General features: G+C 59.4%; 23 protein-coding genes. 11 read left to right on the top strand and 12 right to left on the bottom strand.

Annotation, left to right across the window (positions count from 1 at the left end; all coding sequences use genetic code 11):
• Positions 1-18: 18 nt before the first annotated feature.
• The 5 genes from QSK43_RS22795 to QSK43_RS22775 form a co-directional block, all read right to left on the bottom strand.
• Positions 19-855 carry a carbohydrate ABC transporter permease gene (locus QSK43_RS22795; RefSeq protein WP_003504003.1) on the bottom strand — a complete coding sequence of 279 codons (837 nt, stop codon included), beginning with the start codon at positions 853-855 and terminating at the stop codon, positions 19-21.
• Positions 855-1,793: a carbohydrate ABC transporter permease gene (locus QSK43_RS22790; protein WP_045023386.1), complete on the bottom strand. Its 939-nt coding sequence runs from the start codon at positions 1,791-1,793 to the stop codon at positions 855-857. Before QSK43_RS22790 ends, QSK43_RS22795 begins: the two co-directional genes overlap by 1 nt.
• A complete protein-coding gene (locus tag QSK43_RS22785) occupies positions 1,793-3,124 on the bottom strand; it encodes an ABC transporter substrate-binding protein (protein ID WP_332305382.1) in 1,332 nt (443 codons plus the stop codon). The genes QSK43_RS22790 and QSK43_RS22785 overlap by 1 nt, the downstream gene beginning before the upstream one ends.
• 102 nt (positions 3,125-3,226) lie before the next feature.
• On the bottom strand, positions 3,227-3,883 hold the full coding sequence (locus QSK43_RS22780; protein WP_332305381.1) for a GntR family transcriptional regulator: 657 nt from the start codon (positions 3,881-3,883) through the stop codon (positions 3,227-3,229).
• 21 nt (positions 3,884-3,904) lie between these two features.
• A complete protein-coding gene (locus QSK43_RS22775) occupies positions 3,905-4,789 on the bottom strand; it encodes a dihydrodipicolinate synthase family protein (RefSeq protein WP_332305380.1) in 885 nt (294 codons plus the stop codon).
• Between the two features lie 282 nt (positions 4,790-5,071).
• On the opposite strand from QSK43_RS22775, the gene QSK43_RS22770 reads away from it, so the two are divergent.
• The 7 genes from QSK43_RS22770 (at position 5,072) to rutF (ending at position 10,373) form a co-directional block, all read left to right on the top strand.
• A complete protein-coding gene (locus QSK43_RS22770) occupies positions 5,072-5,683 on the top strand; it encodes a biliverdin-producing heme oxygenase (RefSeq protein WP_332305379.1) in 612 nt (203 codons plus the stop codon).
• A 464-nt stretch (positions 5,684-6,147) separates the two neighbouring features.
• Entirely contained in the window at positions 6,148-7,239 is a 1,092-nt protein-coding gene (gene rutA, locus QSK43_RS22765; protein ID WP_045023395.1) for a pyrimidine utilization protein A, read from the top strand.
• The gene (gene rutB, locus QSK43_RS22760) at positions 7,236-7,976 is read left to right on the top strand and encodes a pyrimidine utilization protein B (RefSeq protein ID WP_045023398.1); all 741 of its coding nucleotides are present in this window, start codon (positions 7,236-7,238) and stop codon (positions 7,974-7,976) included. Before rutA ends, rutB begins: the two co-directional genes overlap by 4 nt.
• A 26-nt stretch (positions 7,977-8,002) precedes the next feature.
• Positions 8,003-8,389, top strand: a complete 387-nt coding sequence (gene rutC, locus QSK43_RS22755; RefSeq protein WP_045023399.1) for a pyrimidine utilization protein C — start codon at positions 8,003-8,005, stop codon at positions 8,387-8,389.
• 15 nt (positions 8,390-8,404) lie between these two features.
• On the top strand, positions 8,405-9,196 hold the full coding sequence (gene rutD / locus QSK43_RS22750; protein WP_332305378.1) for a pyrimidine utilization protein D: 792 nt from the start codon (positions 8,405-8,407) through the stop codon (positions 9,194-9,196).
• Between the two features lie 17 nt (positions 9,197-9,213).
• A complete protein-coding gene (locus QSK43_RS22745) occupies positions 9,214-9,822 on the top strand; it encodes a malonic semialdehyde reductase (protein WP_045023402.1) in 609 nt (202 codons plus the stop codon).
• Positions 9,823-9,848: 26 nt separating this feature from the next.
• Positions 9,849-10,373 carry an NADH-dependent FMN reductase RutF gene (gene rutF, locus QSK43_RS22740; protein WP_332305377.1) on the top strand — a complete coding sequence of 175 codons (525 nt, stop codon included), beginning with the start codon at positions 9,849-9,851 and terminating at the stop codon, positions 10,371-10,373.
• Positions 10,374-10,506: 133 nt separating this feature from the next.
• Here the strand turns inward: rutF and QSK43_RS22735 are convergent, their stop codons facing one another.
• From QSK43_RS22735 to QSK43_RS22725, 3 genes are all read right to left on the bottom strand, one after another.
• Positions 10,507-11,952, bottom strand: coding sequence for an NAD(P)(+) transhydrogenase (Re/Si-specific) subunit beta (locus tag QSK43_RS22735; RefSeq protein ID WP_045023406.1), 1,446 nt, complete (start codon positions 11,950-11,952; stop codon positions 10,507-10,509).
• A gap of 19 nt (positions 11,953-11,971) precedes the next feature.
• Positions 11,972-13,546, bottom strand: a complete 1,575-nt coding sequence (locus QSK43_RS22730; protein WP_332305376.1) for a Re/Si-specific NAD(P)(+) transhydrogenase subunit alpha — start codon at positions 13,544-13,546, stop codon at positions 11,972-11,974.
• A 189-nt stretch (positions 13,547-13,735) separates the two neighbouring features.
• The gene (locus tag QSK43_RS22725) at positions 13,736-15,619 is read right to left on the bottom strand and encodes an MFS transporter (protein ID WP_332305375.1); all 1,884 of its coding nucleotides are present in this window, start codon (positions 15,617-15,619) and stop codon (positions 13,736-13,738) included.
• Positions 15,620-16,127: 508 nt separating this feature from the next.
• Here QSK43_RS22725 and QSK43_RS22720 point away from each other — a divergent pair.
• Together QSK43_RS22720 and QSK43_RS22715 are read left to right on the top strand one after the other, a co-directional pair.
• A complete protein-coding gene (locus QSK43_RS22720) occupies positions 16,128-17,162 on the top strand; it encodes an aspartate-semialdehyde dehydrogenase (RefSeq protein WP_045023414.1) in 1,035 nt (344 codons plus the stop codon).
• Positions 17,163-17,378: 216 nt separating this feature from the next.
• Positions 17,379-18,194: a lytic murein transglycosylase gene (locus QSK43_RS22715; protein WP_045023416.1), complete on the top strand. Its 816-nt coding sequence runs from the start codon at positions 17,379-17,381 to the stop codon at positions 18,192-18,194.
• Between the two features lie 163 nt (positions 18,195-18,357).
• On the opposite strand, the gene QSK43_RS22710 is transcribed toward QSK43_RS22715, so the two are convergent.
• Both QSK43_RS22710 and pdxY read right to left on the bottom strand, forming a co-directional pair.
• Entirely contained in the window at positions 18,358-18,999 is a 642-nt protein-coding gene (locus tag QSK43_RS22710) for a carbonic anhydrase (protein ID WP_045023418.1), read from the bottom strand.
• Positions 19,000-19,075: 76 nt separating this feature from the next.
• Positions 19,076-19,951, bottom strand: a complete 876-nt coding sequence (pdxY, locus tag QSK43_RS22705) for a pyridoxal kinase PdxY (RefSeq protein WP_045023419.1) — start codon at positions 19,949-19,951, stop codon at positions 19,076-19,078.
• Between the two features lie 268 nt (positions 19,952-20,219).
• Here pdxY and QSK43_RS22700 point away from each other — a divergent pair, with 268 nt between their 5' ends.
• Entirely contained in the window at positions 20,220-21,680 is a 1,461-nt protein-coding gene (locus tag QSK43_RS22700; RefSeq protein ID WP_045023622.1) for a phospholipase D-like domain-containing protein, read from the top strand.
• A gap of 71 nt (positions 21,681-21,751) precedes the next feature.
• Positions 21,752-22,597 carry an endonuclease/exonuclease/phosphatase family protein gene (locus QSK43_RS22695; protein WP_332305374.1) on the top strand — a complete coding sequence of 282 codons (846 nt, stop codon included), beginning with the start codon at positions 21,752-21,754 and terminating at the stop codon, positions 22,595-22,597.
• 42 nt (positions 22,598-22,639) lie between these two features.
• Here the strand turns inward: QSK43_RS22695 and QSK43_RS22690 are convergent, their stop codons facing one another.
• Both QSK43_RS22690 and QSK43_RS22685 read right to left on the bottom strand, forming a co-directional pair.
• Positions 22,640-22,831 (bottom strand): hypothetical protein, encoded by a 192-nt coding sequence (locus tag QSK43_RS22690; RefSeq protein WP_332305373.1) that lies wholly within the window; start codon positions 22,829-22,831, stop codon positions 22,640-22,642.
• Between the two features lie 292 nt (positions 22,832-23,123).
• Positions 23,124-26,318, bottom strand: coding sequence for an efflux RND transporter permease subunit (locus tag QSK43_RS22685; protein ID WP_332305372.1), 3,195 nt, complete (start codon positions 26,316-26,318; stop codon positions 23,124-23,126).
• Positions 26,319-26,342: the final 24 nt, after the last annotated feature.

Below are 26,342 nucleotides of genomic sequence, written 5' to 3'. Positions count from 1 at the left end.
CCGTTATAATTTGAGAGATCAGCCGCCCTTGACGGCGCCAGCGGTCAGGCCCGCCACGATCTGTTTCTGTGCGAACATGGTGAGCAGCAGCACCGGCAGCGTCACGATCAGCGCGGCTGCGGCAAGCGGTCCCCAGCTGACCTGTTCGAAGGACAACATGTTGTAGACCGCGACCGGCAGGGTGCGCGTTTCACGGCTGGCCAGCACGATGCCGAACACGAAGTTGTTCCACGAGAAGATCACCGCCAGAATGAAGGAGACAACGATGCCGGGCTTGGCAATCGGCAGCGCCACCAGCCGGAACACCTGCCAGGAGGATGCGCCATCGATGCTTGCTGCCTCTTCCAGCTCCTTCGGCGTGGTCTCGAAATAACCGATCATGATCCAGACGACGATCGGAACCGTCACCACCAGATGGATGATGATCTGCGGCCAGAGCGTGCCCAAGAGGTTCAGCCATTGGAACAGCAGGAACAGCGGGATGAGGAAGGAGAGGCCGGGTGTCATGCGGGCGATCATGATGACGACCGCCGATTTTTCCGCCTTCAGCCGGGCGATGCCGTAACCGGCGGGCACGCCGATGACAAGCGCCAGAATGGTGGCTGCCCCGGTGACGAGCACCGAGTTCCAGAAATAGAGGAAGAAATTGTTTTCCTCGAACACCTTCACATAATTCGACCAGGCGAAACGTTCGGGGATCAGGATCGGCGGATAGGCGCCATTGTCGATTTCGTATTTCAGCGACAGCGAGATCATCCAGATGAAGAACAGGATAACAGGCGAAATCATCACCAGCGCCACAAAGAACAGGCCGATGCGGTCGAGGTTTTTACGTTTGAGCAATTGGCGAGCCATCAGCGATCCTCCATCTCGTTCCACTGCGCGCGCTGGCGCACCATCAAAAGCACAAAGGACAGCGCCACGATGATGATGAAGAAGACGACGGCCATGGCCGAGCCGTAACCGATGTCGTAATAGGAAAACGCCGTATTGTAGAGGTAGATGTTGATCGTTTCCGAGGCCGTGCCGGGTCCGCCTTGAGTCATCGCATAGATGATGTCGAAGCTTTTGACGGCATCGATGGAGCGGATGATGACGGCGATCATCAGGAACGGCGCGATCATCGGCATGGTGAGGTAACGAAACTTCTGCCAGGCGTTGGCGCCGTCTATTTCGGCGCTCTCATAGGGTTCGCGCGGCACGGCGGCGAGGCCGCCGAGCACGATCAGCATGACAAGCGGCGTCCATTGCCACGTTTCCACCAGCACCAGCGAGGGAATGACGGTGGACTGGTTGTAGATCCATTCCAGCGGGCCGATGCCGATCAAGGACAGGAGATAGTTCAGGACGCCGAGCTGCGGATGGAACATCATGGTCCAGACGAGTGCGATGGCGACCGGGGTCGCCATCATCGGCATCACGAAGACGCCGCGCAGAAAACCGCGCAGCGGAAATTGCGCATCGAAAACCAGTGCCGCCAAGGTTCCTAGGAACAGCGGGGCGACGACCGACAGCACGGTGTAGATGAGCGTGTGCCAGAGCGACTCCCAGAACCTCATGTCGCTTGCGAGCCTTATATAGTTATCGAAACCGATAAAGCTCTGCTCCTGTCCGAGCGTCCAGCGATGCACGCTCATCCACAGGGTGAATACCCACGGAAAAACGATAACCGCCGAGATGACGACAAGTGCCGGGATGACAAAGGGCCAGTAGTTGGGAGCAAGCCTTGCCGGCCTGCTCCCTTCTCTACGACTGACGCCTGTTTTGGTGTTTTCGATGCTCACAGAGGCCATTATCCCTCGCTACGCGCCAGAACGGGTGCGAACTGTTCCGTCGCCTTTTTAAGTTCCGCCGCCGGGTCCGCCCCGCCGATCATGTTGGTGAGGCCGACGCCGTAGATGTCGCGGAATTCCGTGACCGGAATGATGACGGGGAGGGCAAGCTGCGAGACCTTGCCGGAACCGACAACCGCATCCAGCCAGGCGGCCGGCATCTTCACGCCTTCACGCACCTTCTGGTCTTCGAGGATGGACTGGCGGAACGGAACGCCTGCACCCGCCTGCAAGAGGCGCGCGCCCATGTCGTGCGAGATCGCCCATTGGCAGAAGAGGTAGGCTGCTTCCTTCTTGCTGCTGGCTTCGACGACGCCAAGACCATCGCCGAAGGTGCCTGCGGCCTGTGCTGCCGGACCCTTTGGCATGACGCCGTAACCGACCTTGCCGACCACGCGGGATTTTTCCGGGTTCTCGATCGGTGGAGCGAAACCGACGCCATCGAACCACATGCCGATCTTACCCTGTAGGAAGGCAGACTGTGCTTCCGCCCAGTTGAAGCCGGAGACGCCGGGAGGTGCGGCTTTGGTCATCAGGCGCTGATAGAGTTTCGCGGCCTCGACCGCTTCCTTGGACTCGCTGGCGATCTTTCCGTCCGCGCCGATCGGCTTTGCGCCGTAACCCAGCATCAGCGATGTCCAGACCGGGGTATTGGCGTTCTTCAGGCCACGCGCGACGAAACCGTAGGTGTTGGTGGAGGGGTCGGTGATCTTCTCCGCCGCCGTTGCCAGTTCCTCGAAGGTCTCAGGGTATTTCAGGCCCTTCGCTTCGAAGAGTTCCTTGTTCCAGTAGACGATCCAGTAATCCACCGAGAAGGGCAGCGAACGCAGCACGCCGTCGCTATCCTTGGCAAACAGCATGCCGGCTTCGGCAAAGTCCTTCTCGACGAGGGACGGATCGGTCAGCGACGGATCCTTCAGGAAGCCGCTGATATCGGCCAGCCACTTGCCCTTTTCGAACTGGCGTTTCTGAACATGGTAGCTCAGATGCACCACATCGAAGCTCGGCTTGCCGGAGGAAAGCTCGATCACCACCTTCTGGCGCTGCTGCTGCTCAGGCGTTGCTTCGGCATTGACCTTGATGCCGGTCAGTTCTTCGAATTCGCCGAGATACTTGATCAGCGTTTCGCTGCGCGGGCTTTTGACCAGATTGACTTCAAGCGTGGTGCCGGCGTGTTTCTTCCAGTTCACCGCCGCCGATGCCGGGCGAATGCCGAGCGCCGCGCTGCCACCGATCGCTGCCGTGCCTGCCAGAAAGGCGCGACGTGTGGGGTTGAGCAATGAATGCTTCATGTCAGTTCTCCTCCAGTTAGCCGGAAATCTCCTCACCCCGGCTTGTTGCTTATTTTCACGCAATTCCGACGCAGGACCCTCTGCGTCCCTGCCGGAATTGCCCTATACCGCCAGCGCCCTGTCCCTTGCATTGCGGATGTGGGCGGTCAGCCGCTCCACGGCGTCTTCGACGGATCGCCTCTCGATAGCTTCGAGAATGGCGAGATGTTCCTTCATCACCGATTTGACGTGACCAGCGATGCGAAAGCGCTCCTGATTGATGAGGCGCATCTTGATGGAATTGACCCTGTAGGCGTTCGAGATGATCGAATTGCCGAGACTATCGATGAAGGCGTCGTGCATGCCCCAGTCCACCTGCTGTGCGTGCTGGTCCAGTTCCGGCGATTCACCGCCGATTTCAGCCGCTTCGGCAATATCGCGGTGCTGCTTCAACAGCCTGGCGATGGTCTCGTCCGAGGCTGAACGGGTAAAGAGCGCCACGGCCTCCTTTTCGAGAAAGATACGGAACTGGAACGCTTCGCGGATGAGGTTGATGTCGATATGGGCGACCTGCAATCCCCGCTGCGGCACGGTCTTGATAAGACCTTCCGCCTCCAGCCTCGGAATTGCCTCCCGGATCGCGCCTAATGGCAGACCCGTCAATTCCACGAGGCGGCGTTGCGAGATGAATTGCCCCGGGCGAACGTCGCGCGAGAGAAGGTGGTGCGTAAAGCTTTCATACGCCCGTTCCCGCAATGTCTGTTCGCCGGTATCGTCCATGCTCAACCTTTCAAGGTCTGTTCAGGCGGCCTGTTTACGAAACAGCGCGTCGAATGCGCCTTCGATCCGCCGCCGGTCTTCGGCTGAAATGGCGACGAGCGGCGCGCGCACGTCGGACCAGATATTTTCCCCTGTCGTGTGTGATACCAGCACCTTGACGGCGGGCGTAACCGGAAATTTCAGAAGTTCCACAACAAGATCGACGATGCGGCTGTCGTCCTTGCCGTCAACGGCCATGGCGCGGACTTCCTGCGTCAGGAAATTGGCAACGCCCGAGATGGCGCCCTGGCCGCCGAGGCGAACGCCCTTGGCCAGATCGCGCTCATCACCGATCAGGATGACGAGATCGCCATGCTCTTTCAGCAGGCGCTCGGTATGGCCCCAATTGCCGGAGGAGTCCTTCACGCCGGTGACGACGCCCGGAAATGCTTGTCTCAGCCGTCCCACCAGCTCGACCGACAGCGTCACCATGGTCACGGAAGGGATGTTGTAGACGAGGACGTCACGCGCGCCCTTGCCGATCTTTTCGAAAACGGCCGAGAACCAGGCAAACAGGCCGTCGTCGCTGACATTCTTGAAATAGGAGGGCGGGGCGAGAAGAATATTGCGGGCGCCCGCGCTCAACGCCTCAGCCGATTGGTCGGCCGCGTCCTCGATGGAATCCACGAGAACGCCGGTGACCAGACGGGATGGCTCAATGCCTGCCTCGATGAAGCGGGAGAGAATGACCTGCCGTTCGCGGCTGCCGACGGAGCATCCTTCGCCGGTGGTGCCGAAGAGTGTCACGCTGTCGCAGCCATTTTTAAGGCAACGGCGGGCATGCGCGATCATGGCATCGATATCGACGGTTCCGTCAGTTTTGAAAGGGGTCGTCAGGGCTGCCGAAAGGCCGAATTTCTGGGTCAATTAAGATGCTCCTCCAAGGTGACTGCAGATTGATAGCGCTCTGACATGTTAGTTGTAAAGAGGTAATTGCAAGATGATTGTGCAGGAGGCGGGAATGGCGGAGAATTGGTTCCGGAGGCTGCTTGAGGAGCTGCGTTGGGTCGGGTGGAGCATTGAGTGTTTGCGGCGGTTTACATGGATGCCATTTTTCCGTGGCGTACCGGAAAAATCCAAAAATAAAATTTGACTATTTTAGTAAAGATTTTTATCAGGCAATCTGATTGTGGGATAAAGGGAAGTGTCATGACCGTTGTGGAGCCGTCAGCGCCTGTGGAAGAGATCGAGCAGAGCCGAGTGAAGCGCCTGAGGGCTGCGACGCGCGGCGCGCATGGCGATCTCGATACTTTCATCATGGCCGCCAAGCCGTTCGAGAGCCGGGAGAACTTCGGCAAGTTCGTGGAAGCGCAATATCTTTTCCATCGCGACCTCGACGCCTTCTTCTCCAATGCAACGCTTGATGGCCTGCTGCCCGATCTCAAGGGCCGTCGGCGTCTCTCCATGATCGAGCAGGACCTTGCCGATCTCGGTCACGCAATTCCCGAAACCGACGAGCCGCGCTTTACCGGCGAAACACCGTTCGATCTGCCGGAGGCCATGGGCTGGCTTTACGTGGTCGAAGGCTCCAATCTCGGCGCGGCTTTCCTTCTGAAAGATGCGGCCAAACTTGGCCTCACCGAAGAATTCGGTGCGCGCCATCTGGCCGGCGCTCCGGAAGGACGTGGCCTGCATTGGCGCACCTTCACGGCCGCGCTCGATGAAATCGCGCTCACGGTCGAAGAGGAAGAACGGGTTGTCGCCGGCGCCGAGGCTGCATTCCGGGCCGTGCATGCTTACGCGCAGCAACGCCTCGTCTGAGGTTTTGGCATAGCTTTGCGATGGTTGTCCTCATAACGCAGAAATGCCTCGTCGCGCGTGCGTATTTGACTGAGTCGTAGCATCTCACGTCGTCACCCCGCAGCCCGATCCGAGGTCTAGTGCGATCAAGTCCTTGATCGCGTGAGACTCTATTCACGGCGCAGACGCGCCGTGGCTGGATGCCGGATCTAGTCCGGCATGACGGAGGAGAGGTTTTCGGATGTCGTGCGACGCTCTACAGCCGTTGTGAGAGCCGCTCAATTCCCGCATGTTGCGTTCGATATTTGCCGAATAAACAGGCATATATTTTTACCAAATGATAAAATTTTTATCTTTTGGTAAAAAGAAATCCAGCTCCGAAAAATTATCCATTTGATAAAATTATTTTTTTTCGTCTGGCACGGAACCTGCTACTCTTTCTTCAAATCAGGAAAACGCCTGATGCCAAAAAAGGGAACAGCAAGATGGAAGTTGGTGTTTTTATACCGATCGGGAACAATGGCTGGCTCATTTCCGAGAATGCGCCGCAATACAAGCCAAGCTTCGACCTGAACAAGGAAATCACGCTGAAGGCGGAGAAATACGGTTTCGACTTCGCGCTGTCGATGATCAAGCTGCGCGGCTTCGGCGGCAAGACCGAGTTCTGGGACTATAATCTGGAATCCTTCACACTGATGGCGGGCCTTGCGGCCGTCACCTCCAAGATCAAGCTGTTCGGCACCGCCGCCACGCTGGTCATGCCGCCGGCCATCGTTGCGCGTATGGCGACGACGATCGATTCCATTTCCGGCGGACGTTTCGGTATCAATCTTATCACCGGCTGGCAGCGTCCCGAATATAGCCAGATGGGGCTTTGGCCGGGCGACGATTATTTCGGTGACCGCTACGAATATCTCGGCGAATACACCTCCGTTCTGAAAGAGCTGCTGACGGAAGGGCAGTCGGACTTCAAGGGCAAGTTCTTCCAGATGGATGATTGCCGCATGAAGCCGGTGCCGCAGGGTGACGTGAAACTCATCTGCGCCGGTTCCTCCAATTCCGGCATGGCGTTTTCGGCCAAGTTCGCCGATTACAGCTTCTGCTTCGGCGTCGGCGTCAACACGCCCAAGGCCTTCGCGCCCACCAATGAGCGACTTCTGGCGGCGACGGAAAAGTCCGGCCGCGAGGTTAAATCCGTCGTGCTGACCATGATCCTTGCGGAGGAAAAATCCGAGGATGCCTGGGCGAAGTGGGAGCATTACAAGGCGGGTGCGGATGAGGAGGCGATCAAGTGGCTCGGCCTGCAGAGTTCTGTCGACACCAAATCCGGCTCCGACACCAATGTCCGGCACATGTCCAACCCTGTCTCGGCGGTCAACATCAACATGGGAACGCTGATCGGCTCCTATGAGGAGGTGGCGGCGATGCTGGATGAAATGAGCGAAGTGCCGGGAACGGGCGGCGTGATGCTGACCTTTGACGATTTCCTCGAGGGCGTCGAAAAATTCGGCAAATATGTGCAGCCGCTGATGAAGAGCCGCCAGCATGTGCTGGCCGAACTGGAGGCAGCGGAATGAGTGAAGCCGTCGTGGCGGGTTACAAGGGGCCGGAAAGCCGTTCGGAAAGTGTCACACTTCCCGCAAGGCCGGAGCCGATTACCCTGAAACCCAGCGAGACCGCCGTTGTCGTGGTCGATATGCAGAACGCCTATTCGACCGAGGGCGGTTATGTCGACCTTGCCGGGTTCGATATTTCCGGGGCCAAGGGCACTATCGCCAATATCAAGAAGACGCTGGATGCGGCGCGGGCGGCAGGTGTTCAGGTCATCTATTTCCAGAACGGCTGGGACAAGGATTATGTCGAGGCGGGTGGGCCGGGTTCGCCCAACTGGCACAAGTCCAATGCGCTGAAGACGATGCGCAAAAGGCCGGAATTGCAGGGTCAGCTGCTGGCCAAGGGGACGTGGGATTATGCCATCGTTGACGAGTTGCAGCCGCAGCCCGGCGATATTCTGGTGCCGAAGACGCGTTACAGCGGTTTCTTCAACACCAATATGGACAGCGTCCTGCGCGCCCGCGGCATCCGCAATCTGGTGTTCGTCGGCATCGCCACCAATGTCTGTGTGGAAAGCTCGCTGCGCGACGCCTTCCATCTCGAATATTTCGGGGTGATGCTGGAGGATGCCACGCATCATCTGGGTCCAGACTTTATTCAGCAGGCGACGGTCTACAATGTCGAGAAATTTTTCGGCTGGGTCGCCACCGTCAATGATTTCTGCGGCGTGATTTCGCAGGCCGCACCCGTTGCCGATTGATTGAGAACCACAAAGAGGAGAACGAAATGCCGAAAAAGATCATCGTGCCTGCCGGCACCAGCAAGCCCATCGCTCCCTTTTCGCCGGGAACCCTTGCCGATGGCGTGGTTTATGTTTCCGGCACGCTGCCCTTCGACAAGGACAATAATGTCGTGCATGTGGGCGATGCCAGCGCCCAGACACGCCATGTTCTGGAGACCATCAAGTCGGTCATCGAGACCGCCGGTGGCACGATGGAGGATGTGACGATGAACCACATCTTCATCACCGACTGGGCGAATTATCAGGCGGTCAATACGGTCTATGCCGAATATTTCCCCGGTGACAAGCCGGCGCGTTATTGCATCCAGTGCGGTCTCGTAAAGCCTGATGCACTGGTGGAAATCGCCACCGTCGCCCATATCGGCAAATAGGGGCGAAACGGCAAGATGATGCATTTCGAGGTTCATGGCCGGGCAGATCCCGAGGCGCCCACCATCCTGCTCTCATCGGGATTGGGTGGATCCGGCGCCTATTGGACGCCGCAGATCGAGGCCCTTTCCAGTCATTTCCGGATTGTCACCTACGACCATCGCGGAACCGGCCGGACGGGCGGCGAGGTGCCGGCGGATGGCGGCATATCGGCGATGGCGGACGATGTGCTGGAGATGGTCTCGGCGCTGAACCTCGAAAAGTTTCACTTCATGGGTCATGCGCTCGGCGGTCTGATCGGTCTCGATATCGCGCTTCGCCAGCCCGGCCTTATCGACAGGCTTGTTCTTATCAACGCCTGGAGCAAGGCCGATCCGCATTCCGGACGCTGCTTTGACGTGCGGATCGAGCTTCTGGAGAAATCCGGTGTTGAGGCTTTCGTGAAAGCCCAGCCGCTGTTTCTTTATCCGGCGGCATGGATGTCGGAAAATCAGGACCGCCTGGCGCGCGATGATGCGCATGGCGTCGCGCATTTTCAGGGCAGGGAGAATGTGCTTCGGCGCATCGCGGCGCTCAGGGCCTTCGATGTCGACGCCCGTCTCGGCGAGATCGGCAATCCGCTTCTGGTGGTGGCAACCAAGGACGATCTCCTGGTGCCCTATACGCGGTCGCTGCGTCTTGCGGAGGGTTTGCCGCAAAGCGAGCTTTGCCTCCTCGATTTTGGAGCGCATGCGGTCAATATCACCGAGTCTGACCTTTTCAACGCGCGGCTTTTGCAGTTTCTGCTACCGGCAACACAAACATTCTGACGGGATTTTAGAGTAAAATGACGAGAGCACTGGACGACGCTGCCCCCCTGGACACTAAGGCACTGGCAACACTTTTCACCGAGGCCCGCACCCACAATGGCTGGACGGACAAGCCGGTCGGCGACGAGACGCTGACAGCACTTTACGACCTGACGAAGATGGGGCCGACCTCGGCCAATTGCTCGCCGGCGCGCTTCGTGTTCGTGCGCAGCCCGGAGGCCAAGGAAAAGTTGAGGCCAGCGCTTTCTTCGGGCAATCTCGAAAAGACCATGGCGGCGCCCGTCACTGTCATCGCCGCCATCGACAGCGAATTTTATGAAAAGCTGCCGGCCCTGTTTCCCCATGCGGATGCGCGTTCGTGGTTCACGTCCAGCCCCGCGGTGGCCGAGGAAACGGCCTTCCGCAATGCGACCTTGCAGGCGGGTTATCTGATCCTTGCGGCTCGCGCTCTGGGGCTGGATACCGGGGCCATGTCCGGTTTCGACAAGGGCAAGGTGGATGCGGCGTTTTTTGCGGGTACGACGTGGAAATCCAACTTCCTGATCAATCTCGGTTACGGCGATCCGTCGAAGCTTTTCGGCCGCCTGCCGCGCCTCACATTCGAAGACGCCTGTGTTCTGGCTTGAGGGCCTGTTAAGGAAGGATGGTTTAGATGCAGATGATGTCTCTAAAAAAGGAAGCGGAAATGGAGACGAAGACTGCTGAGCAGCGCAGCCTCGACTATAGAAACGCCATGGCGCGGCTGGGTGCTGCGGTCAACATCGTCACCACGGACGGTGCGGCCGGCAGGGCGGGGTTTGCAGCGACGGCGGTTTGCAGCGTTTCCGATAATCCGCCCACCTTGCTCGTCTGCCTCAATCGCAATTCTTCCGCCTACAAGGTGGTGAAGGAAAACGGCGTCATCTGCGTCAACACGCTTGCCTCGAAACATGAGGTGCTGAGCACCCTGTTCGGCGGCAAGACACCGGCGGAGGAACGTTTTGCTGCCGGCAGCTGGGACGTTCTCCAAACCGGCGCTCCGGTTCTGGAGGACGCGCTGGTCTCCTTCGACTGCCGCATCCGCGAGGCGCATAATGGCGGCACACACGATATTCTGATCTGCGATGTCGTCGACATGCGGATCAACGAGGGCGAAGAAGCGCTGATGTATTTCAACCGGCGCTACCGGGTGCTTTGATCGTGCTGGACTCCTCTCACGACGCAGACGCGCCATGGCTGGATGCCGGATCTAGTCCGGCATGACCGAAGAGAAATTGGTGTATTTCGTCAGCAAAGAAGGGCGTTTCCGGTCTCCGGAAACGCCCTTTTTGTTACTTGATGAACGGCAGAAGCTCGTTGATCGACTTCTTGGCGTCACCATAGAACATGCGGGTATTGTCCTTGTAGAACAGCGGGTTTTCGATGCCGGAATAGCCGGTTCCCTGACCGCGCTTGGAGACGATGACCAGCTTTGATTTCCACACTTCCAGAACCGGCATGCCAGCGATGGGCGAGTTCGGATCGTCCTGGGCCGCCGGGTTGACGATGTCGTTGGAGCCGATGACGATGACGACGTCGGTGCTTGGGAAATCGTCGTTGATCTCGTCCATTTCCAGCACGATGTCGTAAGGCACCTTGGCCTCGGCGAGCAACACGTTCATGTGGCCGGGAAGGCGGCCGGCCACCGGATGGATGGCGAAACGCACGGTCTTGCCGTCGGCGCGCAGCTTGCGGGTCAGTTCGGAAACCGCACTTTGAGCCTGCGCCACCGCCATGCCGTAACCGGGCACGATGACGATGCTGTCGGCGTCGTTCAGCGCTGCTGCGACACCTTCGGCATCGATCGCCACCTGCTCGCCCTCGATTTCCATTGCCGGACCCGTCGTGCCGCCAAAGCCGCCGAGGATGACGGAGACGAAGGAGCGGTTCATCGCCTTGCACATGATGTAGGACAGGATCGCACCCGAGGAGCCGACCAGTGCGCCGGTGACGATCAGCAGATCGTTGCCGAGCGTGAAGCCGATCGCGGCGGCGGCCCAGCCGGAATAGCTGTTCAGCATCGAGACGACGACGGGCATGTCGGCGCCGCCGATGCCCATGATCAGGTGATAGCCGATGAAGAAGGCGGCCAGCGTCATCAGCACCAGCGTCCATGCGCCGGCACCGTTGCAATACATAATGAGCAGGACGAGCGACAGGATCGCGGCGCTTGCATTGAGCACATGTCCGCCCGGCAGTTTCTTCGCCTTGCCGTCCACCTTGCCGGCGAGCTTGCCGAAGGCGACGACGGAACCGGTGAAGGTGACGGCCCCGATGAAGACGCCGAGGAAAACCTCGACCTTCATGATCGCCAGTTCCACCGGCGTCTTGTGGGCGAGGATGGCGGAAAAGCCGGTTAGCAGCGAACGCGCCGTCTCATCGAGCGAGGCGACATGCGCTTCCTCGATATGGGCGTTGAAGCCGATGAAGACGGCGGCAAGACCGACGAAGGAGTGAAGTGCGGCAACCAGCTGCGGCATCTCGGTCATCTGCACGCGGCTTGCGACGAAGTAGCCGAGAACGGCGCCACCCGCCAGCATCAGAAGCACGACGAGCCACTGCCCGACGCCCTTGCTGATCTCAGGGCCGAAAACGGTGGCGACAACGGCCAGGCCCATGCCTGTTATGCCGTACCAGACAGCGCGTTTGGCGCTTTCCTGTCCGGAAAGGCCGCCGAGGGAAAGGATGAAGAGAACGGCTGCGGCAACATAGGCCGCGGAAACGATACCAATGGTCATTGAGTGTCCCCTACACGGCTCAGGATTTCTGGAACATGGCGAGCATGCGCCGTGTCACGAGGAAACCGCCGACGATATTGATGGTCGCGATCAGGACGGAAAGCGAGGCGAGGATCACCACCAGCCAGTTGCCGGAACCGATCTGCAAAAGCGCGCCGATGATGACGATGCCGGAAATGGCATTCGTCACCGCCATCAGCGGCGTGTGCAGCGAGTGGCTGACGTTCCAGATGACCTGGAAACCGATGAAGCAGGCCAGCACGAACACAATGAAGTGGCTCATGAAGCTAGCCGGCGCATAAAGGCCGACGAGAAGCAGGACCGCAGTGCCGATGGCGAGCAGGCCGACCTGGTTTTTCGTCTGCGCCTTGAACTCGGCCCGCTCCTTGGCGTGCTTTTCCTCGGGCGTAAGCTCTTTTACTTTTTCCTTGGGCTTCTGCGCGGCGATCGCCTTGATTTTCGGGGGCGGCGGCGGAAAAGTGACCTCGCCCTGATAGGTGACGGTCGCGCCGCGGATGACGTCGTCTTCCATGTTGTGAACCGGCTTGCCGTCCTTTGCGGGCGTCAGGTCGGTCATCATGTGACGGATGTTGGTGGAATAGAGCGTCGAGGCCTGCGTCGCCATGCGGCTCGGGAAATCCGTATAGCCGATGACGATGACGCCATTGTCGGAAACGACACGGCTGTCGGGAACCGTCAGGTCGCAATTGCCGCCGCGCTCAGCCGCGAGGTCGATGATGACCGAACCCGGCTTCATTGCCGCCACCATGTCGGCGAGCCACAATTTCGGCGCGTCGCGGCCGGGAATGAGCGCCGTGGTGATGACGATATCGATCTGCGGTGCCAGCTCGCGGAATTTCTCGAGCTGCTTTTCGCGGAATTCCGGCGAGGAGGGGGCGGCATAACCGCCGGTGGCCGCGCCGTCCTGGCTCTGGTCGGCGAAATCGAGATAGACGAATTCAGCGCCCATGGATTCGATCTGTTCGGCCACTTCCGGGCGAACGTCGAAGGCATAGGTGATTGCGCCGAGCGAGGTGGCCGTGCCGATGGCGGCAAGACCGGCGACGCCTGCGCCGATCACCAGAACCCTGGCGGGCGGCACCTTGCCGGCGGCGGTTACCTGACCGGTGAAGAAGCGGCCGAAATTATTGCCCGCCTCGATGACGGCGCGATAACCGGCGATGTTGGCCATGGAGGACAGCGCATCCATCTTCTGGGCGCGGGAAATGCGCGGCACCATGTCCATGGCGATGACATTTGCGCCCTTTTCCTTCGCCTGCTCCAGAAGGTCCTTGTTCTGGGCGGGGTAGAAGAACGAGATCAGCGTCTTGTCCGAAGACAGGCGATCAATCTCCGACGTTTCCGGCGGACGAACCTTGGCGATGATGTCGGCGTCGGCGTAAAGCGCATCGGCGTTATCGACGATCGTCACACCCGCTGCGCGATAGGCGTCGTCGGAAAATCCCGCCGCCTTGCCAGCACCTGTCTCGAGGATGCAATCATATCCGAGTTTCTGCAGGCCTTGCGCGCTGTCGGGCGTCATGCCGACGCGCGCCTCGCCATCATAAAGTTCCTTGGGCGTCCCGATTCTCAAAATGCCTCTCCCTTTTTCCGCACGATAGGCCTCATAGCCTATTTCGGACGTTTTTGTCCCGTTTTTGATGTTTTTCTACCTGCGGCGGAATGACCAGCGCGGAAAGGCCAGTTCGGGCACTGGCGGTACGGCGGCAACAAAAAAACCCGGCGCGTTGGCGCCGGGCTGTATTTTTGAAAGCTGGGTCGATCATTCCATGGTGTGGATGTCGCGATCCTTGGTTTCCGGCAGGAACAGCAGGCCGATGACCAGCGTGATGCCTGCGAAAACGATCGGATACCAGAGGCCGTAGTAGATATCGCCCTTCGCCGCGCTCATCGCAAAAGCGGTGGCTGGCAGAAGGCCGCCGAACCAGCCGTTACCGATATGGTAGGGCAGCGACATGCCGGAGTAGCGGATGCGGGTCGGGAACAGTTCGACCAGCAGGGCGGCGATCGGGCCGTAGACCATCGTCACATAGATCACGAGGACGGTCAGGACGGCGATGATGGCAATCCAGTTCACGGCAGCCGGATCGGCGACCATGGTGAAGGCGCCGCCACCGGCAATGCTGTAGACGGCCATTTCCGCGGCTCCTGCGGTCTCGGCCGGCGTCAGCAGCTTGTCCGCCACCAGCTTGTCGGTCGCCACCATCTTCTTGTCGGTGGCGCGAACGGCTTCCGCATTGAGGTTGAGTTCCGGGTTGGCGGCAATGAAGGCGTCCAGCTTGGCGTCCGGCACCTGTGCTGCACTGCGCACCAGCGGGTAACCGCCGTCGTGCAGCGCGATGTTGATCTGCTTCTGGAAGGCCCTGTCCTTCGCCGACGCATCCGCACCGGCTGCGATGGCGTCGTAGCTGGCAATGGTGGCGTCGCCGATCTTGACGCTCGCCGGTTCGCCGGCCGTTCCCGCAACGACGTCATAGGGGACGGAGTTGCGCGTCAGGAACGAGGTGGCGATATCGCAGGATGTGGTGAATTTCGCCGTGCCTGTCGGGTTGAACTGGAATTTGCAGTCGCCCGGAGCGGCGGTCACGGTGGCGCGAACGGTGGATTGCGCCTGCGCGAGTGCCGGGTTGCCCGCCCATGTGAGCGCCTTGAACAGCGGGAAGTAGGTCAGCATCGCCAGAACGAGACCGGCCATGATGATCGGCTTGCGGCCGATCTTGTCGGAAAGCCAGCCGAAGAACACGAAGAAGCCCGTGCCGAGGATGAGGGCCACCGCGACCATGATGTTGGCCGACTGGCCGTCCACCTTCAGAATGCTTTGCAGGAAGAACAGCGCATAGAACTGGCCCGTATACCAGACGACGGCCTGACCGATAACGGCGCCGACGAGGGCGAGCAGGGCGATCTTTGCGTTTTTCCACTGGCCGAAAGCTTCGCTGAGCGGGGCTTTGGACGTCTTGCCCTCTTCCTTCATCTTCTTGAAGGCAGGGGATTCGTTCATTTTCAGACGAATCCAGACCGACACGCCAAGCAGCAGAACAGAAACGAGGAAGGGAATGCGCCAGCCCCAGGCGGCGAAGGCTTCCTTGCCAAGCGCGAACTGCACGCCGAGAATGACCACCAGCGACAGGAACAGGCCGAGCGTCGCCGTCGTCTGGATCCACGAGGTGTAATAGCCTCTGCGACCGTTGGGCGCGTGTTCGGCTACATAGGTTGCAGCGCCGCCATATTCGCCGCCAAGCGCCAGACCCTGCAGCATGCGCAGGATGACGAGGATGACGGGGGCCGCGATGCCGATCTGGGATGCGCCGGGCAGGACGCCGACGAGGAAGGTCGAAATACCCATGATGATAATGGTGATCAGGAAGGTGTATTTACGGCCGACGATGTCGCCCAGACGGCCGAATACCAGAGCGCCGAAGGGGCGCACGAGGAAGCCCGCAGCAAATGCCAGAAGCGCGAAGATGTTGCGTGTCGTTTCGGGATATTGGCTGAAGAAGTTCGCGCCGATATAGATCGCGAGCGAGCCGTACAGATAAAAATCGTACCATTCGAAGACTGTTCCGAGAGAAGAGGCGAAAATCACCTTCTTCTCTTCACCCGTCATGGGACGGGCGGCGCCGCTTACGGCTGCTACGTTTGCCATTGTCTGTCCTCCACAGATGTCAAATGAACGCACTGCAGAGCCCTGTCTCTCCTCCGGACTCCCCTATGAGGGTGCAATGCGCATGGTGTCAGAGTGACAGAAAATTAACCCCAATAAGAGCGATGCTTTCGGATTATGACTTTAGTCTAATGTATAACGTGCAAAAATGTCGCGAGGCGGCGTTTGCCGGCATGCGCGTGGTGGGTCCGATCCCGCCTTTTTCCTTGACAGGAACACCAAACCTTCTAATAGCTTCTCGCGAAGAAGGAGCATCACCTTGCGCAGGCATGTTGCAGACATGATTGTCATGGAAGGACCGGCACAATCCGCCGGCGATGATCCGCGCCTTTCTTATTCCATCCGAATTACGGCCAAAACGACGATTAAAACCGTCTGACGTCTCTGGCCACCGCTCTCTCCCCGGTTTGGCTGGGGATCGAGGAAGCCGCAATGCGATGCGGGTTCCCCACCTCACCCAAAAGAGGAGAGACAGAAAGAGAGCTTGATCATGGGTTTCAAAGTTGCAATTGCAGGCGCCACCGGCAACGTCGGTCGCGAAATGCTCAATATTCTGGCCGAACGCGGTTTCCCCGCAGATGAAGTCGTGCCGCTTGCTTCCTCCCGCTCGCAGGGTACGGAAGTCTCCTACGGCGACCGCACGCTGAAGGTTGCCAACCTCGAAAATTACGATTTTTCCGACACGGATATTTGCCTGATGTCGGCCGGCGGCGAGGTTTCCAAGAAGTGGTCGCCGAAGATCGGCCAGCAGGGCTGCGTCGTCATCGACAACTCCTCCGCCTGGCGTTACGATCAGGACGTTCCGCTGATCGTTCCGGAAGTCAATGCCGATGCGATCGTGGGCTTTACCCGCAGGAACATCATCGCCAACCCGAATTGCTCCACGGCCCAGCTCGTCGTCGCGCTGAAGCCGCTGCATGATTTCGCCAAGATCAAGCGTATCGTCGTCTCTACCTACCAGTCGGTTTCCGGCGCCGGTAAGGAAGGCATGGACGAACTGTTCCAGCAGACCCGCGCCGTCTTCGTGGCCGATCCGGTCGAAACGAAGAAGTTCACCAAGCGCATCGCCTTCAACGTCATCCCGCATATCGATGTCTTCATGGAAGACGGATATACGAAGGAAGAGTGGAAGGTTCTGGCCGAAACCAAGAAGATGCTCGATCCGAAGATCAAGGTAACCTGCACGGCCGTGCGCGTTCCGGTCTTCATCGGCCATTCGGAATCGGTCAATATCGAGTTCGAAAACGAGATCACCGCCGATCAGGCGCGTGACATCCTGCGCGAAGCGCCGGGTTGCCTCGTCATCGACAAGCGCGAGGATGGCGGTTACATCACCCCGGTTGAATCCGCCGGTGAAGATGCGACCTATATTTCGCGTATCCGCGAGGATGCGACCGTCGAAAACGGCCTTAACATCTGGATCGTTTCGGACAATCTGCGCAAGGGTGCCGCCCTCAATGCCATCCAGATCGCCGAACTTCTGGTCAACCGTGGTCTTATCAAGCCCCGCAAGGCGGCTGCCTGATACGATTTTTTAAGGTTCGTTAAGTATAACCCGTCTGTTCTGTGTGGGGCAGGCGGGTTTCCTGATTGGCGACGATCACGGCCAGTTTATTTGCAGGCCTTGCTGCCGAAAGGCAGTTTGGGCCGTCAAAGAGGCAGTTTGGCACCTGAATTCATACAGCGGTGACGTTTTTGTTCTCGGGATGAATTCCCCAAAGGATATCGAAGGCAGATTTTGATGCGGGCAATGAAGACAATCCTGGCTGGTGTGGCCATGGTCTCGGTTTTGGTAGCGACGCCGGTTATGGCTGCGCAATGCGGCAACACTTCGGCAGGGTTCGAGGCCTGGGTCGGAGCGTTCAAGCAGGAAGCGGCGGGCCGCGGCGTCAGCGCCTCGGTGCTCGATCGCGCTTTTTCGGGTGTTTCCTACAACCGGGCCACCATCAGCGCCGATCGCGGCCAGCACAGCTTCAAGCTGTCCTTTGAACAGTTCATGCAGAAGCGTGGCGGCCAGACGATCATCTCGCGCGGCAAGACCATGAAGAAGAATAACGCCTCTCTCTTCGCCTCGATCGAAAAGGCCTATGGTGTGCCGGCCGGCCCGCTTCTGGCCATCTGGGGCATGGAGACCGGCTTTGGCGGCTTCATGGGCAACCAGCACACGCTTTCTGCCGTGGCGACGCTCTCCTTCGACTGCCGCCGTTCGGATTACTTCACGGAGCAGCTTTATGCGGCCCTGAAGCTCGTCGGCAGCGGTTCGCTGAACGTCAACGCCAAGGGCGCCGCCCATGGCGAAATCGGCCAGACGCAGTTCCTGCCTTTGAACGTCGTGCGCTACGGCGTGGATTTCGACCGTGACGGCAGGATCGACCTTGTCGGCTCGCGCGCCGATGCGCTGGCCTCCACGGCCAATTTCCTCGTCGGCCATGGCTGGCAGCGCGGTGCGGGTTATCAGCAGGGGCAGGCAAACTACGCGGCCATCCAGGGCTGGAACGCCGCAAGCGTCTATCAGCAGGCCATCGCCTTCATCGGCAAGGCGATCGACGGCCAATAGGGTCTTGGGTCTGAGTGGGTTTGACAGGCCCACCACGCACGCTACGTCATCCTCGGGCCTGTCCCGAGGATCTGCGACGTATTGATTTTGTTGCTGTGCTTAGATCCTTGGGACAAGCCCAAGGATGACGGAGAGACGCTTTAGCGACAATCTCCTGCCTCAATCACAGATCCGGGCGGCGAAAGTCGCCCGTTTTGCTGTCCATCACCCACAATTCGCCGGTCGAGATATCGAACCAGGCGCCATGCAGCTTTACCTTGCCGGCGACTTCCTGCGCCTTGACGAAGGGGAAGGCGCGCAGGTTGGCGATGGAGTTGCGGATGGAAACACGTTCCAGCGCCGTCTGGCGCTCGGAGGCGGTCATGATATCGTTGCTCTGAATCTGCTCGGCCGCCGACTTGACCATGTTCATCCATTTGCCGATGAAATCTCCCGGCGACAGGGGTTCAAGGTTTGGGTCGAGTGCCGCCTGAATGCCGCCGCAGCGGCCGTGGCCCATGACCACGATGTCCTTCACCTTCAGAACCTGCACGGCATATTCGATGGCGGCCGAGGTGGCATGGTACTGACCGTCCGGCTCGTAGGGCGGCACCATGTTGGCGACGTTTCGCATGACGAAAAGTTCTCCCGGTCCGCAGTCGAAAATCGTTTCCGGCGCCGAACGGGAGTCGCAACAGGCAATGAACAGGGTTTGCGGTTTCTGTCCTGTATCGGCCAGAACACGGTATCTTTCGCGTTCGTCGACATAGCGACCGCTCATGAAGTTCTTGTAGCCGTTCAAAAGGGTTTCTGGAAAATCTTTCATGATATCGCAGTACCGTCATGCTTGGACCAAGATCAGGAAGCGAACCTGGCGCGTTGAAGACCATTCCTTAAAGGCGCTATTTGCGCTTGCTGCGTGAAGGATGCAAGAGATGACGCATCTGCACCATGGCCATAGGTGTGGAGAGACTTGAAGCGTCGGTCTCCAGCGTCAATTCGTTCTTGCCGCGTTTTTTGGTTCGCGCCAGAATTTCGAACACGCTGGCGGTGGCCAGTTGCAGCGCCTTTTCGTCGTCCAGGCCTTCCAGCAGCCGGGCGAGGAACAGCGCCGCCATCAGGTCGCCGAGACCGTTCGGTGCGTCGTCTATGGCGCGGTGTTCCGCAAGCAGCGCGTGCCGGCCGCTCAGATAAAGATTGCCGGTGCCGCCCGCCATCATCGGCACGGCTGATGTGACCAGCATTTTCGAGGGGCCGAGGGAGAGCGCGGCGTCCATGATGGCGTTGTTGGTCTCAAGCTCCGCGCCGCTCATCCATGCCAGTTCGTAACGGTTCGGCGTCGCGACCGAGGCGAGCGGAATGAGTTCGTCGCGGATGGCTTCGGCGGTCTCGACCGGAATGTATAGCCCGCCCATGTCGCCCATGACAGGATCGCAGGCGTAAACGAGCGCCGGGTTTTTCTCTCTGAGATTGCGGATCAGCCTTGCGACAGAACGGACCTGTGCGGCGCTGCCGAAATAACCGGTCAGAACGGCTTTGACCTCACCGATCCACTTCGCGTTTTCAAGGTCGGTCATGGCCTTGTCGAAGTCGTCGTCCTGAAAGCGCATCCGCGTGGATGGGCCATGGCCGGGGTGCCAGGGCAAAACGATGGTGGGCACCGCCCATACCGGATAACCGAGGGTCTCCAGCGCGAAGACCGCGGCCCTGTTGCCGACCGATCCACGCATGACGTGGCTGGAAATGACGATGACGGCGCCCTGTGTATTTTCCTGCATCACGGCCTTCTTGCTTTCAAACGCCGCAGAAGCCGCAAGTGCCCCTGCCTAAAGATCAAGATGCGCTCTCATGACATATCGCACCGTCACTTTCCACCGTTAATCCCGCAAGGGTCCGTCCCGCAAGAGGAAGGGCAGCGCGTGGGCCGTTCTTCCCCGGTGGCGGGCGTCATGGCGGGATCGGCGGACTGCCCTAGCTTTTTGTTTACGCATCGGGTTTTCCGAAAACCGCGTTACACTTTTCGGCCCGATGCCCTATAGTTGCACCATGCTCGATCTCGTCATTGCCTATTGGCCTCATATCCTTGCCGTCCTTTCCATTTTGATGGGAACCGTGGCGGCCGTGCATGCCACGATGACGAAGGAGGAGGTCCGCTCCGCACTTGGCTGGGTGGGCGTCATCGTTCTTTCGCCCATCGTCGGCGCGGTCATCTATGCCATTGCCGGCATCAACCGCATTCGCCGGTCCAACATCACGCAGCAGCGCTCCTTCATGCAGGACGAGATCATGGATCGCGTGGCGCGTCTGGATGCGAGCGGCGAGGTGATCGCCGAGCGGTTCGGACGCCGTTTCGAGGCGATGAAGACGCTGGGCGACCGGGTGACGCGCCATGCGCTGACAACAGGAAACGGCATCGAGCCGCTTGTCACCGGCGACGTGGCCTATGCCGCCATGCTGGAGGCGATCGGGGAGGCGAAGCGGTCGATCATCCTCGAAACATATATTTTCGACAATGACAGGATCGGCGCCCGCTTCGTTAAGGCACTCGAAAGCGCGAAATTCCGGGGTGTGGAGGTGCGGGTGCTGGTGGATGCGGTGGGCGCGCGTTACTCCGTGCCGAGCATCCTGCCGACGCTCAGGGAAAAGGGCATCATTGCAGATGTCTTCAACGGCAATGTCATCATGGGGCTGCGGCTGCCCTATGCGAATTTGCGCACTCACCGCAAGATCCTGGTGGTGGACGGGCGCATCGCCTTTAGCGGCGGCATGAATATCCGCGAGGGTTTCTGCCTGGAATTCGACGCGGAAAAACAGTCGCACGACACCCATTTCAAGATCACCGGACCGGTGGTGTCGGATTTTTTCTCCATAGCGGCGGAGGACTGGCGTTTCACGACCGGGGAGCTTCTGGATACGCCGGTTTGGGATATCGCCATTCCCGATGGCGTGCCGGGCTCGCAGATCGTCGCGCGCGTTTCATCCTCGGGACCGGACAGGAGCATCGAGACCAGTCACAAGATGCTGATGGGTGCGTTTTCCATCGCCCGTTCCTCCATTCTCATCATGTCGCCCTATTTTCTCCCTGATCGAGAGCTTATTTCGGCACTCATTACCGCAGCGAGGCGCGGGGTCGTGGTGGATATCATCGTGCCGCAAAGCAACAATCTGGTGCTCGTGGACAGGGCGATGACGGCGCAATTCGACCAGATGCTGAAGAACTACTGCCGCATCTGGCGGGCGACAGGGGCTTTCAACCATTCCAAGCTTCTGGTGATCGACGGATGCTGGAGCTATATCGGTTCTTCCAATCTCGATCCGCGTTCGCTGCGGCTGAACTTCGAGATCGACCTTGAAGTTATGGATCATGAATTCGCCGCCACGATCGGGGACCGCATCCGGGATGCGCGTGCAACCGCCTTGCCCGTCCGGCTTAGCGAACTGAATGCGCGGCCATTCGTTGTCCGTTTCGTGGAGCGTGTCCTGTGGCTTGCTTCGCCCTATCTTTAGAGCGCCGTGCTTCCGAAAGGACGCATTGAACGACGCTCTGCCAGTTTTAATCTGACCGGAGACATTGCAGCGTGAAGAAAAACGGCTTGCTGGACAGCGAAAAAACGGCCCTGGCGAAGAACAGCAGTCTGCCCGCCTTCGTCATGCAGTCGCTGCGCGACCGTCGTCAACGGCAGAATGCGGAGCAGGCGAAGAGAGAACATTCCTTTCCCGTTATCGCTTCCTATAATGTGCATAAATGCGTGGGCCGCGACCGCAAGTTCGATCCGGACCGCACCAGCCGCGTCATTCAGGAAATCGGCGCGGATATCATCGCGTTGCAGGAGGCGGACAGCCGTTTCGGCGAGCGCACGGGCTTGCTCGATCTGACCCGGCTGGAGCGGGAAAGCGGGCTCATTCCCGTGCCGGTGCAGGCGGGCGTGAAGGCGCATGGATGGCACGGCAATGTCGTGCTGTTTAGGGAAGGCGCGGTGCGCGACGTCCATACGCTGAAATTGCCGGGGCTGGAGCCGCGCGGCGCGCTCGTCGTGGAACTGGATCTGAAAAGCGGCGGCACGCTGCGCATCATCGCCGCGCATTTCGGTCTTTTGAGACATTCCCGTGCCCAGCAGGCAAAGGCGCTTATCGGCCTCCTGGAAGCGCGTAACGAATGCGCGACCATCCTTATGGGAGACCTCAACGAATGGCGTCTCGGCAACGGCTCGTCGCTCAATACACTGAGGGACGCTTTCGGCGTCTTGCCGCCCGCAGTGCCAAGTTTTCCATCCAACCTGCCGGTGCTGGCGCTGGACAGGATCATCGCCAATCGCGAGGGGCTGATCGAGCAGGTGGAAGCGCATGACAGTGCGCTGGCGCGTATCGCCTCGGACCACCTGCCGCTGAAAGCCGCAATCCGGACCGATCTGCTTCCGGCCTGATCCTCCGGCAGCATCGGACACGGCAGACAGAGTTGATAGCTGCTACGCCGCCACCAGATGGCTGCGCGAACGGGCCTCCAGCAACGACGTGCGAATGGCTTCCATCAGCCGCTCACGGTTGTTTCTGGTCTTGCCCCTGTCCAGATTTTGCGCGGCAAGCGCCAGATCCAGACCTTCATGCATCACTATCGAATAGGCAACGGTTGTTGCCCAGTTTTCGTATTCCTGCTCCATATGCCACCCCTGAACTAAATCATTTAGTCCGAATCACCTTGTGATTGAAGCTACCACAAAATATAAAGCATAAAATAGCATTGTTTCTTTGCGTTTCTATTAGTCTATGAAGATATAGTTCATATCAAATGCATTTATTGCGACGAAACATCTATGTTGTTGGCGCTTAAGTCATTGAAACGGATTCTATTTCAGGCGATGCACATCGATGTTTTTCCCAACAAAAACGCCGCGCATCGGGTGATGCGCGGCGGGCTTGCGTCGAAGGTTGCGGTGGATGGGAGTAGTGGTTTCAGCCGGCCTTTTCGAGCTTGTAGTCCGAATTGGCCGGTTCTTCCTGCTTGTGCTGGATGAGGGGACGGTTGCCCGACAGCTTGCGCACCAGCACGTAGAACACCGGTGTCATGAAGATGCCGAAGAACGTCACCCCGATCATGCCGGAGAATACTGCGACACCCATGGCCGCACGCATTTCCGCACCCGCTCCGGTGGAGACGACCAGCGGCACCACGCCCATGATGAAGGCGAGGGAGGTCATCAGGATCGGGCGAAGGCGAAGGCGGCTTGCCTCGACTGCCGCCTGAAGCGGCGTTCGTCCCTCGAATTCCAGCTCTCGGGCGAATTCCACGATCAGGATCGCGTTCTTCGCCGAGAGGCCGACAAGGACGACAAGGCCGATCTGCGTAAAGATGTTGTTGTCCCCTCCTGTCAGCCATACGCCTGTCAGGGCCGCCAATACACCAAGTGGCACGATCAGAATGATGGCGATCGGCAATGTGAGGCTTTCATATTGCGCAGCCAGCACGAGATAGACCAATAGCAGCGCCAGCGGGAAGACCACGAGGCTGGAATTGCCGGCGAGGATCTGCTGGTAGGTCAGGTCCGTCCATTCGTAATCGATCCCGGCGGGCAGGTTCTCGGCAAGGATTTTCTCGATCGCTGCCTGCGCCTGTCCGGAGGAGTAACCCGGTGCCGGTCCGCCGTTGATATCGGCTGCAAGGAAGCCGTTATAACGGTTGGTGCGCTCCGGTCCCGTCGTCGCATCCACCTTCAGCAGCGTGGAAAGCGGGATCATCTGACCGGTGGACGAGCGTACCTTCAGGCGGCCGATATCTTCCGCATGGGCGCGGAATTGGGCGTCTGCCTGCACACGCACGCTGTATGTTCGCCCGAAGGCGTTGAAGTCGTTGACGTAAAGCGAGCCCAGATAAATCTGCAGCGTCTGGAAGACGTCGCTGACCGAAACGCCCAGCTGCTCGGCCTTGGCGCGATCGACATCGGCGAAGAGCTGCGGCACGTTGATCTGGAAGCTGGAGAAAATGCCTGCCAGCTCCGGCGTCTGATATGCCTTGGCGATGACCGCCTTGGCCGCTTCGTCAAGGGCTTGGTAGCCGTAACCGGCGCGGTCCTCGATTTGCAGCTTGAAGCCGCCCGTCTGGCCGAGACCGTTGACCGGCGGCGGCGGGAACATGGCGATGAAGGCATCCTGAATGCCGGCAAACTTCTGGTTCAGCTGCATGGCGATGGCGCCGCCTGACAGTTCCGGCGTCTTGCGGTTTTCGAAGTCGTCGAGAACCGCAAAGACGATGCCGGAATTGGAGCCGATGGTGAAGCCGTTGATCGACAGACCGGGGAAGGCGATGGCGTGGCTGACACCCGGCTGGTCCATGGCGATCTTGCTCATCCGCTTGATGACGCTTTCCGTGCGGTCAAGCGTTGCGCCGTCCGGAAGCTGGGCGAAGCCGATCAGATACTGCTTGTCCTGCGCCGGCACAAACCCGCTGGGGACCATGCTGAACATGCTGTAGGTGGCCGCGACCAACGCCATATAGACCATCATCACCAGGCTCTTGCGCGTCACCAGCCCGCCCACGGTTTTGCCGTAGCCGTTGGAAGCGGCACCGAAGGCGCGGTTGAAGCCACGGAAGAACCAGCCGAAAATCCGGTCCATGAAACGGGTCAGCCAGTCTTTCGGCGCGCCGTGTTCCTTCAGCAGCAGGGCTGCAAGGGCTGGCGAAAGCGTCAGCGAATTGATCGCCGAAATGACGGTGGAGATGGCGATGGTCAGCGCGAACTGCCGGTAGAACTGGCCGGAAAGGCCGGAGATAAAGGCCAAGGGCACGAAGACGGCGACCAGAACCAGCGCGATTGCGATGATCGGCCCGGAGACCTCGCGCATGGCCTTATAGGTGGCGTCACGCGGCGATAGCCCGCTTTCGATGTTTCGCTCGACGTTTTCCACCACCACGATGGCGTCGTCCACCACGATGCCGATGGCCAGCACGAGGCCGAACAGGGTCAACGCGTTGATGGAAAAACCGAAGGCATACATGACGGCGAAGGTGCCGATGATCGAGACCGGGACGGCAATCAGCGGAATGATCGAGGCGCGCCATGTCTGGAGGAAGATGATGACCACCAGCACCACGAGGCCAACGGCCTCGAGGAGCGTATCAACGACCTTTTCGATGGAGGAGCGAACGAACTTCGTCGTGTCGTAGACGATTTCGTATTTCACGCCATCCGGCATCGCCAACTGAAGATTGTCCATGGTGGCACGGACATTGTCGGCGATTTCGATGGCGTTCGAGCCGGGGGCCTGCAATACGGCGACCGCCACTGCGGGTTCGCCGTCGAGCAGCGAGCGCAGCGTGTAATCGGCCGCGCCGAGTTCGATGCGGGCGACATCGCGAAGACGGGTGATCTGGCCGTTCGCGCCGCTCTTGACGATGATGTTGCCGAATTCCTCCGGCGTCGTCAGACGGCCCTGGGCATTGACGTTGAGCTGAAGATCGACGCCGTTGGGGCTCGGCGAGGCGCCGATAACGCCGGCTGCTGCCTGTACGTTCTGCTGGCGGATGGCATCCGAGACGTCGCTGGCGGCGAGATCGTGCTCGGCGACTTTCTGCGGATCGAGCCAGACGCGCATGGAATAATCACCGGCGCCGAAGACCTGCACCTGGCCCACACCTTCGATGCGGGCAAGCCTGTCCTTGACGTTCAGCGTTGCATAGTTGCGCAGATAGGTGATGTCATAGGCATCGGTTTTCGACACCAGATTGACGACCATGATGAAGTCGGGCGAGCTTTTGACGGTGGTGATGCCGAGGGCGCGAACTTCCGCCGGCAGGCGCGGTTCGGCCTGCGAAACGCGGTTCTGCACCAGCTGCTGCGCCTTGTCGGGGTCGGTGCCGAGCTTGAAGGTGACCGTCAGCGTCAGCACGCCGTCCGATGTCGCCTGGCTGCCCATGTAGAGCATGTCCTCGACGCCGTTGATCTGTTCTTCAAGCGGCGTGGCGACGGTTTCAGCGATAACGGCCGGGTTCGCGCCGGGATAGGTGGCGCGGACAACGACGGATGGCGGAACGACTTCCGGATATTCGGAAATCGGCAGGGCGCGCATGCCAAGAAGGCCTGCCACCACGATCAGGATCGAAAGAACACCGGCGAACACCGGCCTATCGACAAAAAATCTGGAAATATTCATATCCAGTCCCCTCTCCGGGTAGAT

The sequence above is a fragment of the Rhizobium sp. GR12 genome, from assembly GCF_036596185.1.
Taxonomy (GTDB): Bacteria; Pseudomonadota; Alphaproteobacteria; order Rhizobiales; family Rhizobiaceae; genus Agrobacterium; species Agrobacterium nepotum.
The sequence above is the reverse complement of the archived record's forward strand: the minus strand, read 5'-3'. Positions and strand labels throughout refer to the sequence as shown.

What these genes read in the sequence shown, in the direction of transcription:
- QSK43_RS22795 (WP_003504003.1), bottom strand. Translation starts at nt 855, where the DNA reads ATGGCTCGCCAATTGCTCAAACGTAAAAACCTCGACCGCATCGGCCTG.
- QSK43_RS22790 (WP_045023386.1), bottom strand. Translation starts at nt 1,793, where the DNA reads ATGGCCTCTGTGAGCATCGAAAACACCAAAACAGGCGTCAGTCGTAGA.
- QSK43_RS22785 (WP_332305382.1), bottom strand. Translation starts at nt 3,124, where the DNA reads ATGAAGCATTCATTGCTCAACCCCACACGTCGCGCCTTTCTGGCAGGC.
- QSK43_RS22780 (WP_332305381.1), bottom strand. Translation starts at nt 3,883, where the DNA reads ATGGACGATACCGGCGAACAGACATTGCGGGAACGGGCGTATGAAAGC.
- QSK43_RS22770 (WP_332305379.1), top strand. Translation starts at nt 5,072, where the DNA reads ATGACCGTTGTGGAGCCGTCAGCGCCTGTGGAAGAGATCGAGCAGAGC.
- rutA (WP_045023395.1), top strand. Translation starts at nt 6,148, where the DNA reads ATGGAAGTTGGTGTTTTTATACCGATCGGGAACAATGGCTGGCTCATT.
- rutB (WP_045023398.1), top strand. Translation starts at nt 7,236, where the DNA reads ATGAGTGAAGCCGTCGTGGCGGGTTACAAGGGGCCGGAAAGCCGTTCG.
- rutC (WP_045023399.1), top strand. Translation starts at nt 8,003, where the DNA reads ATGCCGAAAAAGATCATCGTGCCTGCCGGCACCAGCAAGCCCATCGCT.
- rutD (WP_332305378.1), top strand. Translation starts at nt 8,405, where the DNA reads ATGATGCATTTCGAGGTTCATGGCCGGGCAGATCCCGAGGCGCCCACC.
- QSK43_RS22745 (WP_045023402.1), top strand. Translation starts at nt 9,214, where the DNA reads ATGACGAGAGCACTGGACGACGCTGCCCCCCTGGACACTAAGGCACTG.
- rutF (WP_332305377.1), top strand. Translation starts at nt 9,849, where the DNA reads ATGCAGATGATGTCTCTAAAAAAGGAAGCGGAAATGGAGACGAAGACT.
- QSK43_RS22735 (WP_045023406.1), bottom strand. Translation starts at nt 11,952, where the DNA reads ATGACCATTGGTATCGTTTCCGCGGCCTATGTTGCCGCAGCCGTTCTC.
- QSK43_RS22725 (WP_332305375.1), bottom strand. Translation starts at nt 15,619, where the DNA reads ATGGCAAACGTAGCAGCCGTAAGCGGCGCCGCCCGTCCCATGACGGGT.
- QSK43_RS22720 (WP_045023414.1), top strand. Translation starts at nt 16,128, where the DNA reads ATGGGTTTCAAAGTTGCAATTGCAGGCGCCACCGGCAACGTCGGTCGC.
- QSK43_RS22715 (WP_045023416.1), top strand. Translation starts at nt 17,379, where the DNA reads ATGCGGGCAATGAAGACAATCCTGGCTGGTGTGGCCATGGTCTCGGTT.
- QSK43_RS22710 (WP_045023418.1), bottom strand. Translation starts at nt 18,999, where the DNA reads ATGAAAGATTTTCCAGAAACCCTTTTGAACGGCTACAAGAACTTCATG.
- pdxY (WP_045023419.1), bottom strand. Translation starts at nt 19,951, where the DNA reads ATGCAGGAAAATACACAGGGCGCCGTCATCGTCATTTCCAGCCACGTC.
- QSK43_RS22700 (WP_045023622.1), top strand. Translation starts at nt 20,220, where the DNA reads ATGCTCGATCTCGTCATTGCCTATTGGCCTCATATCCTTGCCGTCCTT.
- QSK43_RS22690 (WP_332305373.1), bottom strand. Translation starts at nt 22,831, where the DNA reads ATGGAGCAGGAATACGAAAACTGGGCAACAACCGTTGCCTATTCGATA.
- QSK43_RS22685 (WP_332305372.1), bottom strand. Translation starts at nt 26,318, where the DNA reads ATGAATATTTCCAGATTTTTTGTCGATAGGCCGGTGTTCGCCGGTGTT.